The following is a 10207-nucleotide window of genomic DNA, read 5'->3' as shown; positions in this document are numbered from 1 at the left end:
TACCGTTTTTCCGCTGTGCCCGTACGTCTCCACCCACTGCTCACATGTCTGCCGGAACTTGATGATGCTCTGCTCCATGAAGGTGGCGCGTGTTTTCGTGGGCGCAGAAATGTCCGTTTTGGAGAAATACAGCGGAGATCAAGGATCGCAACGGCGGTGTCCAGGATCGCCACACCGGAGAAAAAGATCGCCATCTCTGAAGAGGACACCGCCACACGAGAGGCAGATCGCCACGTGGGAGCAGAAGACCGCCACACTGAAAACAGAGATCGCAACGATAGGCAGAAACACCGCCACGTGCTGGGCGGAGACCGCAATGGAACTGCTGAAAGCTGTCAAAAAAAGCTGCGGCTGGTCGCTTCATCGACCGCCGCAGCTTTTCCTGTCGTTCTGCCTGCTTACACCGGATACGTCCAGAATCGTTCGGTGTGAAGCATATCTTCGATAAAGTCGGAATTCGTTCGTTTCCGCACCTGCTCGATCAGTCCGGCTGTCTGGGAGGCATGAGCCTCGATGACGGCAAGCTTCTGCTCCCGGTAGCCGGAGACATCATGAAGCACATCCGGCTCGCCGATCGCTTCCACACTTCCGTCGGCGAAAGCGATCGCGTGCACGACGGGACGGTTGTTTTCCGGAAGCTCACGGACAGCACGGATAACCGCTTCGCCGGTGGCGTCGTGATCCGGATGTACCGCGTAGCCCGGGTAGAAGGTGATAATTTTCGACGGCTGAATCTCATTGATGGCATCCGACAGGCGTTCGACGAGTGCCGCCTGGTCGGTAAATTCCACCGTTTTGTCGCGCATGCCGAACCGGCGCAGGTCCTGAATTCCGAGGAGCCGGACTGCTTCTTCGAGTTCCTTTAAGCGGATGTCGGGAAGGGTCTCCCGGTTGGCCATCACCGGGCGGCCCATGTTGCGGCCCATTTCACCGAGCGTCAGGCAGATGTAGGTTACCGGTGTGCCGGCTTCGGTATGGGATAAAATCGTTCCGGATACGCCGAACGCCTCGTCGTCCGGGTGCGGGAAGATGACTAGTACATGTTCGTTACTCATAGCTGGCGTCCGTCCTTTCTATTTTCGGAATGGCGTTTCACTAAGTTCAAGGGCGCAGGCGAGACGTCCATCCGGATCGTGGCCGGCAAGCAGAAGACGTCCGTCGGGATCAATCTCCCAGTCTGTTAAGCCTTCGGCGTACACCCAGCCCTGCTGCGTCTCCAATCCCACGCGGTACGGGCCTTCGCCGGTAATTTTTCCGTGTACGTATTGAAAACGGAGGTTGCGTACGAACGCGCCGGCGGAGAAAAAGGATTTGTCGTTATGGGACGCATACGCTCCGTTTGTCGTCTCCACGTGAATATACACATCTTTTCCGGCCAGCTGCTCCAGTTTTTCCTGCACTGCTTCTACCTGTATCGTGTCCATTGATTTACACGCCTCCTTTAACGAGCGGGGCAGACGCGTACTGTTTCAGTACCTCTGCCATCTCACTCATTCCGGATCTGCCGTAGACAGTTTCCGCGTCTGAGTTGTAGTTGGTATTGGTGTTTACGTCATAGGTAAACGTGTTTCCATCCGCATCAGTAATCTGCTCGATGCCGGCGAAGGAAATGCCGTTTTCCTGAAGAAATGCTTCGTATTTGGCGATAAGCGGACTCTGGAAATCGTCGATGATTTCAAACGGCGGCCGCTGCGGGGTTTCATCCACCGCGCAGGCGTCGGCCGGACAGAGTTCAAATCCGCCGGAGGTGTCGACGCGGACCGCGTATAAAAACTTCCCGTCGATAAACTCACAGCGGGTAATGGTATTGTCCGGAGCATCGATGTACTTCTGCAGCAGCATGACGCCGTCGATGGAAGGCTCCAGCATATTCTGCGAAAGTACCTGTTCGAGCTCCTCTGTGCTGTCAAAGCGCTTGACGCCGAGGCCTTTTCCGGCACGGTTATGCTTCGTAATAAACGGCAGCGGCATGTTGCGGGACGCTTCGATCAGACGCGTATCGCCGACGACCGCCGTCGTTTCCGGCACGGGAATATCGTGGGCTTTCAATGCTTCGTACTGGGCTGCTTTACTCAGCTCCAGATAAAGCGCACGGCTTCCGTTCAGTACCGTCCGGTTGTGGCGCTCCAGCCAGTTTAACACGGCTGCTGTAAGCTCCGGCGCATAACGGTGGCCGCGGGAGTGGGAGGAAGCGCTCATCCGGTTATAATACACGGCATCCGGCGGCGTTTCATGAAGCGGTACTTCTCCTTCATGAAGGTGCCACGTTTCATACGGGACGTCCCGCTTTTCAAGCTCCGTTTTCAGCGGAGCGGTCCACGCATCGTTTTCGTGGAGAATAATCACTTTTTTCATGTTGTTCACGACCTTTCTCCATGCTGACCCTATTATACCAGCCTGAATGGCGGAAGCAATGAAAGCGCCGCTCCGGTATCCAAAGGAAAACAGCAGGCCGCTCTAAAAAACAGCAACCGTTTTCGTGTGTATAAAGACTTATAAAAGGTATAAAGTCCTGCATTCAAGTGGGTGGTTATCCGGTATAATGAGGAATGGAGTATAACGAAAGAAGGGGGAATAAGGACAGAATGCGCCATTCAATGAAGGGGAAATTCGTTTTGTTTGCCGGTGGGCTCGTCGTCGCAACGATGCTGGTTACATCGCTTGTGATCTACTGGCAGCTCAGTGCAGGGATCGAACAGTCGGTCAACGACAATGCGGAGGCGACGGTCGTCGACGCGGAACGCTACATACAGGAATACATGGAAAAGTACAGCATGACGGTGGAAGGACTTGCCTCGGACAGCCGCGTACAAACCTATCTGGAAGGAGGAGCGGATGCGGATGCCTCGTGGGAGGCGGTCAGTGCAACGCATGAAACATACGAAGCCCGGGATGAAGGCATTCAGCTCATGTATGTCGGAAGTTCGGACGGCACGTTTTTGTCGACACCGGTGATCGAGGTGCCGGACGATTTTGATGCAACCGCCCGACCGTGGTACGAAGAAGCCGAGGCAGCACCGGAGGAAGTCATCTGGACGTCGCCGTACATCGACGTGGAAACAGAAGAACTCGTCATTACGACAGCGAAAGCCGTTCAGAGCGGCGGAGAGACGCTCGGTGTCAAAGCAGTCGACCTTTCCTTAAACGATATGGCCGCTGCCCTTGAACAGACCGATATCGGCTACAACGGGGAGCTCTCCCTCGTTGATGAGAACGGTATTTTCATCGCCCACACGAATCCGGAGCGCATCGGGGAAGGGCTTCCGGAAGGATCACAGCTTGAGACGGCGGTCGCCGGCGATAGTGCCGGCTCCGTCACTTCCAATGAAGAAACGGCTTATTTTCAGGAGATCGACGGCTTCGGCTGGACGGTGCTCACGGAGTATGAAAACAGCGAACTGTACGCGGAGCTTGCCACGACGCGGAACACGTTCATCATTGCCGGTCTTGCTGCTGTGCTGCTGGCCGTACTCGCTGCCTATGCGGCGGGAACCCGCTTTACAAAGCCGATCGCCGAGATGAAAACGCACGTCCAGCGTCTGGCAGACGGTGATTTGACCGCTTCTGTCAATGTACGTTCCCGCGATGAAGTCGGTGAACTCGGCCACGCGGTCAACCATATGACTGAAGAACTGCACGGCCTGATCACATCGATTCAGCAGTCGGTCGGCGAAGCCCGTGAAATGGCGGAGGATTTAAGTGCCGTATCCGAAGAGACGGTCGCAACGAGCGATGACATGTCCACCGCGGTAACCGGGGTGGCGGAAGGCGCTGCCCGTCAGGCGGAGGATATTGAGAAAACCGGCGGCCACATGCAGTCGCTGTCCGGCCGAGTGGAAGAGGCCGGACAGCGCGCGGATGAGATGAGCCGTCTGTCTGATACGATCCGGGAAGCAAACGATGCCGGATCGGCCAGCATGAAGGCGCTGAGCACAGAAGCGGAAGAAACGGCCGCCGTCTTTACACAGGTGCAGGACGCCGTCCAGCAGCTGACCGGGCGGGTCGCCGAAATCGGTACGGTCGTGCAGACGATATCCGAATTTGCCGATCAGACGAACCTGCTCGCGCTGAACGCTTCCATCGAAGCGGCGCGTGCCGGTGAACACGGCCGTGGTTTTGCGGTCGTCGCCGATGAAGTCCGCCGTCTCGCGGAACAGTCGCTGAAGGCGACAGAGACGATCCGCGGCACATTAAAGCACGTCGAGCAGGAAACCGACGCCGTCTCCCGGGCCGCACAGCACGCCGGCGAGCGCCAGGAAGCGCAGCAGGGCGCGGTGAAGGAAACGGAATCGTCGCTCGCTTCGATCATCACATCCGTGAACTCGCTCCGCAGCGTGATCGACGGGCTGTACGCGGATCTGAAAAGCGTGACGGCAGGGAAAGACAGCATGGAGGAAGCGATGACAAGCATCGCCGAAGTCTCGGAAAACGCCGCGGCGACAGCAGAGCAGGTTTCTGCCTCTGCCGCGGAGCAGGTGACGGCAGTCGAGCAGGTCGGGCGCACGTCCGAGAAGCTCAATGATTTAAGTGCTGCCCTGCAGCAGAAAACGAGCCGCTTTACTGTCTGATATTTCCTTGTGCCAAAGCGTCTCCATCCGTATAATGAAAACTAGGAAAAGCGCCTGTCGACTGGATCTCCGGCCGGCAGGCGCTGTCTGTTTATAAAGGAGTGGAAGCTGATGGCGAAAGGTATTATCTGCCTTGGAGAGGCACTGATTGATTTTATTCCATTGGATGACAACAATGAAACATTCCAAAAAAGCCCCGGCGGCGCACCGGCAAATGTAGCGGTGGGCCTTGCAAGGCTAGGAGCGGAAGCCCGCTTTCTCGGAAAAGTCGGCGATGATGTGCTCGGCCGCTTTTTAAAGGAAACGCTCGATTCGTACGGCGTCGATACGTCGACGATGTACATGACGAAGGATACCCGTACCGGCGTCGTTTTCGTCACGCTCGGGGAAGGCGGCGAGCGCAGCTTTGAGTTTTACATTGATCCGAGTGCGGACCGTTTTCTGCAGGAAAAGGAAGTGCCGGAAGCATTGTTCACGCAGAATAACGTGCTTCATTTCGGATCGATCAGCCTGATCAGCGAGCCGGCGAAGTCGGCGACGAAGCGGGCGGTGGCGCTGGCGAAGGAGCACGGTATGCTCGTTTCGTACGATCCGAACCTCCGTCTGGGACTCTGGCCGTCTTCGGAAGAGGCGAAGCGCGGCATTGAAGAGATGCTTGGGGAGGCGGATGTGCTGAAGATTTCGGAGGAGGAGCTGGAGTTTCTCACCGGGGAAACGGACATCGAGAAGGGTGTCGGACGCCTGGATGCGTACCACATTCCGCTTATTTACATTACGCTCGGGGCGGAAGGAAGCTGGGCGTTCATTCAGGGGGAGGAGCCTGTGCACGTGCCGGCGAGAAAAGTGAATGCGGTGGATACGACCGGCGCAGGGGATGCGTTTGTGAGTGGTCTTCTGTATCAGCTGCACCTGCTTGATATGCCGCTCCGGGATCTCTCTCCGCAGGAAGCGGCGGACATGGCTTCGTTCGCTTCTGTATCCGGCGCGCTTGCCGCCTCGACAAAAGGTGCGATGACGGCGCTGCCGACGCTCGAAGAAGTAAAAGCCGCACAGAAGGAGGGACAGTCCTGATGACCGAAAAAGAACAGCAGCTGCACCAGAAAGCATATCAAGCCGTTCATGAAAAGCGGAAGCTGGTGGAATCGGATCCGTATCGTCAGGCGTTCCACCTGATGCCGCCGTCCGGTCTGTTAAACGATCCGAACGGCTGGATTCACTGGCAGGGCACGTATCATTTATTCTTTCAGTGGAATCCATTCCAGCCGGATCATACCGATAAATTCTGGGGACACGTCTCCTCGGAGGACCTCGTCCACTGGCGGGAGCACCCGATCGCGCTCGCGCCGAGTGAATGGTACGAAAAGGATGGCTGCTACTCGGGAAGCGCCGTGGAAAAAGACGGCCTGCTTCACCTCGTCTACACCGGCAATGTCAAAGACGAAAACAACAACCGCGAATCGTACCAGTGTCTCGCGGTATCCAGGGACGGCGTGCGCGTCGAGAAAAAAGGGCCTCTCGTCGACACGCTTCCGGAAGGCTATACGGCGCACTTCCGCGACCCGAAAGTATGGCAGGAAAACGGCCGCTGGTATTTCGTCATCGGCGCCCAGACCGAGGACCTTACCGGACGCGTGTTGCTGTACCAGTCGGACGACTTTGAAAACTGGGAGCTCACCGGCCCGCTTGCCGGCTCCGGCATCAACGGCCTCGGCAGCTTCGGCTACATGTGGGAATGCCCGGACTACTTTGAACTCGACGGCACCGGCGTGCTCATCTTCTCCCCGCAGGGCCTGGAGACGCGCGGCGCCCACTGGCAGAACGTCTACCAGGCCGGCTACTTCTTAGGTGCCGCCGACCTGAACGCACCGTCGTTTTCGCACGGGGAATTTATCGAGCTCGACGAAGGGTTCGAATTTTACGCGCCCCAGACAACCCTCGATGAAAACGGACGCCGCATCCTCATCGGCTGGATGGGTGTACCGGATTCGGATGAAGCGTATCAGCCGACGGTGGAAAACCACTGGATCCACTGTCTGACGATTCCGCGGGAGCTGAAGCGGGAAGGGGACTACCTGCGCCAGGTGCCGGTAAAGGAACTGGAAGCACTCCGTACTGGTGAAGCGCTGGAAATGAAAGCCGATCCGTCGCGTACGCCGGAAGTGGCCGTGACGCCGGCCTCGGAACTAAAAATAAACGTGCGGGAAGCGGAAAGCTTCCAGCTGGAACTCCGGGACGAAGCGGTGTTTTCCTACAGCGCTTCAGACGGCCTCGTGACGCTGTCCCGTCCGGCATTTAAAGACGGGAAAACAGAAGAGCGCCACTGCTATGTGGAAAACCTGGAGGAAGTGCATCTGTACATGGACCACTCCTCGCTGGAGTTTTTCCTGAATGACGGAGAAAAGGTCATGAGCGCGCGCTTTTTCCCGAAGCCGGAAAACAACGTGATCCGCATCCGCGGAGACAAAGGAAGCATGCACTGGACATCGTGGGAATTAAGCGAAGAGGAATAAGAAGAACCCCGGAGGCTTCGGCTTCCGGGGTTCTTGTTGATGGAGGGAGGTATGGCCGGGATACGGAAAGGTGCGTCACGTAAACGGCGTGCCGCGTCACTTTCGGGATAAAACGCGTCAAAGCGGGTGCCTGCCGCGTCATTTGGCCGGGTTCCCGCGTTACGTGCAGGACAAATTGCGTCAGAACCGGCGGAGCGGACGCACGGGTCAACCAGGCAGAAGAAAGAGGCTGGGACAAAACAGCCTTTTAAGACAAAAAAACGTTGCGGATGATCCAAATAGGATCGTCCGCAACGTTTTGTTTGGGCAGGAAATCGATTCTGCACCCTGCTGGCAGTGTATTTTCGTAAATTCACCGCCAGGAGTGCAAAGCCGATGTCATTTTTCACTTGCGCTTTGCCTCTCACCGACATTCTAGTGAAACGCAAATTGGCCTTCAAATTTCCAAAAAATGGTTCTGCCTCCACTTTACGCTTTGCGTGCCTGGAAATTCTGAAACGTTTTTCGATATTGTTTTGGTGTATTGCGTGCAGCACGTAATTGTTTTTGCACTTTTGCATCTTCGGCGGCTTCGATCTGCTCGTCGTATTGATCGACCATGCGGGAAAGCGCCTGGGTTATCTCTTCGAGCTCTTCCGAAGAAAGTTCTTCGGCATTTTCCCGGGTGATGGCAGGAATAATATCCTGTGCGAGAAGTTCTTCATACAGCTGATTCGATTTCTCCACTAAGGAAGCACTGTAGCGCAGAATAGATTTTTTCCAGACAAAGGTAAATTTATTCGCATTCGCTTCGATCTTCGTTCCGTCAATAAAGATTGCCTCGTCATCAATGAGCTTTTCTTCCACCAGCTGGTATCGGAATTGGGTGAAGCACTGACGAAGAAGCTCTTGTGCTGCTGGATGCACACGAAAGCGATTAATGGTCTGGTAGCTTGGCGTATATCCCTGCGCCAGCCACATCATCCGAATACTGTCTTCTAATAATGCTTCTATTTTCCTTCCGGAAAACGTGGACTGCGTATAGGCACACAGAATAATTTTCATCATCATTTTGGGGTGGTAGGCCGGACAGCCGGTGCCACGCTGGAACGCAGTAAATGCTTCTTCCAGGATGCTTTCCACCAGGGAATGAACGGCAAAGGCAATATCATTCTCTTGTAATTGGTAAGCGAAATCGAGCGGCAAAATTACTTGATTCATGTTATACTCTTTAAACATAAGGATACCTCCGAATTTGTTATGACTTGGTCGTTCTAACTTTATTCGAAGGTATCCTTTTTTTTATGTAAAAAGCAAGACCCGATGGTCTTGATACAGAGAGGGCTCCTGGAACCACAGGAGACGCCTGCGGGAAAGCAAGCGAGAAGATCCACCGCCGGCGAAATTCCGGCGGTTAGCTGATGCCTTGCCCGCGGCAAGCGACTGTTGGTGGAAGGATCGCCCTCTTATAAAGAAAAGCAGCTCTTACCAATAAATTTTGGCGAGAGCTGCTTTTTTATCGAGGGGGTTTTGTCCCAGCCTCTTTATTATTACTTAATTGCTATTCAGGCGAGTATTTTTCTAATGCTTCATCTTTAATCTCTGAATAGAGTTCCACGTGTGTAGAGTCATCTTTCATAAAATCAACACCATCTAGCTCTTGTACAGTGCGCAGTGTAGTTACTGACTCCTCAATCACTTCCCCCCCCCCTACGCTATATTTTCCGAAATCTAAGCTGACAATACCATTGTCTAATTCTTCATCATCCCCATACCTGAGAAATAATAAATATTCTCTGCCTTCTTCCATTGGTACGTATCCTTCAAGTTGTTGGTATTCACCGTTAAAATCAACATAGTAAGGTTCAGAAACTATAGTTTCGTCCCCTTCATTGTAGTTACTACCTGCATGCACTTCTAAGATTTCCACATTAGTAAGTGTACTAACGTAAGCTTGTTCTTCATCTTCATAGCCTATTCTTTCGTTTGAATTTACTCGTACAGTTACAATATCCTCGCTATCTGTTTCTAAATCTTGTAAATCATTTGGAACATTGTAATCAGCATGAGGAAGCCGTTCACTAATAGGAGTGTCACTGGATAAACTATCTGTTTCTCCATTATTACAAGCAACTAAGAGCAACAACCCGATTAAAGGAAGATATTTGTTCATTAATGTTCATCTCCACCTTAATATTGATATCTCAAATTATTTTTATCTAACTGCGTATAGTCGTTAAAACAAAACTGACCTTGTTTCATAACTGTTGTAGAAGTTGCATTATTTTGGTGAGTCAATCCCATCGCATGTCCAAATTCATGCATAGCTGTCTTATTATAATTACATGCAATAAAATTATCTGCTGAAGTAGAAGTAGCATTAATATAAATTGTACCTCCTGATGAAGCTCCACTACTATTAGGACTCCATAAGCCATAATAACCATCTGCACTACCGGAAGTAGATCTGGCAGTAATATTCTGACCGGAGGTAGTTAATGATAAATTAATACCTGAAGTAACATCATTTAATTGTGAAACTGCATGGCTAAAAGCAGAACTATGAGCGCTGTTAGAGGTAGCATTATCCCAAGTTCCAGTCGGAACATTGGAAACAAAATCATAAGCAGCCGATCCTGTTAAGTCGTTGGCGGTAGCAGTAACAGGTGTGACAAATAATAAAGCGGCGAAAATCATCATTGTAAGTCTCTTTTTCAATTCAATTTCCCTTTTCCTTTAAAATTAGTAAAAAAACAAAATCACAGCAGCTGGATACGGATAATGCATACCTCCTATAATTATTTATAATTTTCTGAAAAAATTATATGAATTTAAAATACCATATATTTGGTATAAATACAATCGAAAGTAACATATTATACCAAATATTCACACATTTTAGAATATATTTATATTTTATGTAATTATTACATAAAATTTTTGCCTTTGATTTTCATATTTTCTACTCTGCATATTACAGTTTATATGTTAAAAGTGCGATTACAAATAAATTTAAAATAAGCAAAGAGGCTGGGACAAAACCCTAGCTAATAGCCCCTCACCAGCAAGTTGGTGAGGGGCTTCATTTATGCATCATTTTACTACACAAAAAGAACACCCTTTGATATTGTTAAGTTACCACACAAAACA

9 protein-coding genes and 2 pseudogenes are annotated in these 10207 nt (G+C 52.1%); 4 read left to right on the top strand and 7 right to left on the bottom strand.

The features are described from left to right. On the top strand, positions 1-432 hold a 432-nt coding region (locus C6I21_RS16650; RefSeq protein WP_210200641.1), incomplete at its 5' end, for a hypothetical protein. Here C6I21_RS16650 and bshB2 read toward each other — a convergent pair. From bshB2 to C6I21_RS16100, 3 genes are read right to left on the bottom strand one after another with little or no spacing between them, the layout of a single operon-like run. Next, positions 399-1055 carry a bacillithiol biosynthesis deacetylase BshB2 gene (gene bshB2, locus C6I21_RS16110; RefSeq protein WP_105960499.1) on the bottom strand — a complete coding sequence of 219 codons (657 nt, stop codon included), beginning with the start codon at positions 1053-1055 and terminating at the stop codon, positions 399-401. The two genes, C6I21_RS16650 and bshB2, sit on opposite strands and share 34 nt — an antisense overlap. Positions 1056-1073: 18 nt before the next feature. After that, complete coding sequence (locus tag C6I21_RS16105; protein WP_105960498.1) at positions 1074-1424, bottom strand: YojF family protein; 351 nt, start codon at positions 1422-1424, stop codon at positions 1074-1076. A gap of 4 nt (positions 1425-1428) precedes the next feature. Continuing rightward, positions 1429-2355 carry an ATP-grasp domain-containing protein gene (locus C6I21_RS16100; protein WP_105960500.1) on the bottom strand — a complete coding sequence of 309 codons (927 nt, stop codon included), beginning with the start codon at positions 2353-2355 and terminating at the stop codon, positions 1429-1431. A gap of 230 nt (positions 2356-2585) precedes the next feature. Between C6I21_RS16100 and C6I21_RS16095 the strand changes: the two genes are divergently transcribed. From C6I21_RS16095 to C6I21_RS16085, 3 genes are all read left to right on the top strand, one after another. Next, positions 2586-4568 carry a methyl-accepting chemotaxis protein gene (locus tag C6I21_RS16095; protein ID WP_181186291.1) on the top strand — a complete coding sequence of 661 codons (1983 nt, stop codon included), beginning with the start codon at positions 2586-2588 and terminating at the stop codon, positions 4566-4568. 111 nt (positions 4569-4679) lie between these two features. Beyond that, positions 4680-5639, top strand: coding sequence for an aminoimidazole riboside kinase (locus tag C6I21_RS16090; protein ID WP_105960496.1), 960 nt, complete (start codon positions 4680-4682; stop codon positions 5637-5639). Beyond that, positions 5639-7078, top strand: coding sequence for a sucrose-6-phosphate hydrolase (locus C6I21_RS16085; protein WP_105960495.1), 1440 nt, complete (start codon positions 5639-5641; stop codon positions 7076-7078). The genes C6I21_RS16090 and C6I21_RS16085 overlap by 1 nt, the downstream gene beginning before the upstream one ends. A 398-nt stretch (positions 7079-7476) precedes the next feature. On the opposite strand, the pseudogene C6I21_RS16735 reads toward C6I21_RS16085, so the two are convergent. From C6I21_RS16735 to C6I21_RS16230, 4 genes and pseudogenes are all read right to left on the bottom strand, one after another. Continuing rightward, a pseudogene (locus C6I21_RS16735) lies at positions 7477-7614 on the bottom strand (hypothetical protein); the annotation flags it as partial. Further along, positions 7553-8296: pseudogene (locus C6I21_RS16080) on the bottom strand (transposase); the annotation flags it as partial. The pseudogenes C6I21_RS16080 and C6I21_RS16735, both read right to left, overlap by 62 nt. 322 nt (positions 8297-8618) lie before the next feature. Further along, entirely contained in the window at positions 8619-9230 is a 612-nt protein-coding gene (locus C6I21_RS16075) for a hypothetical protein (protein ID WP_105960494.1), read from the bottom strand. Positions 9231-9247: 17 nt separating this feature from the next. Then, complete coding sequence (locus C6I21_RS16230; RefSeq protein ID WP_142393278.1) at positions 9248-9757, bottom strand: matrixin family metalloprotease; 510 nt, start codon at positions 9755-9757, stop codon at positions 9248-9250. Positions 9758-10207: the final 450 nt, after the last annotated feature.

Origin of the sequence: Alkalicoccus urumqiensis (assembly GCF_002993335.1) — a bacterium.
In the GTDB taxonomy this organism is placed as follows: Bacteria; Bacillota; Bacilli; order Bacillales; family Salisediminibacteriaceae; genus Alkalicoccus; species Alkalicoccus urumqiensis.
The sequence above is the reverse complement of the archived record's forward strand: the minus strand, read 5'-3'. Positions and strand labels throughout refer to the sequence as shown.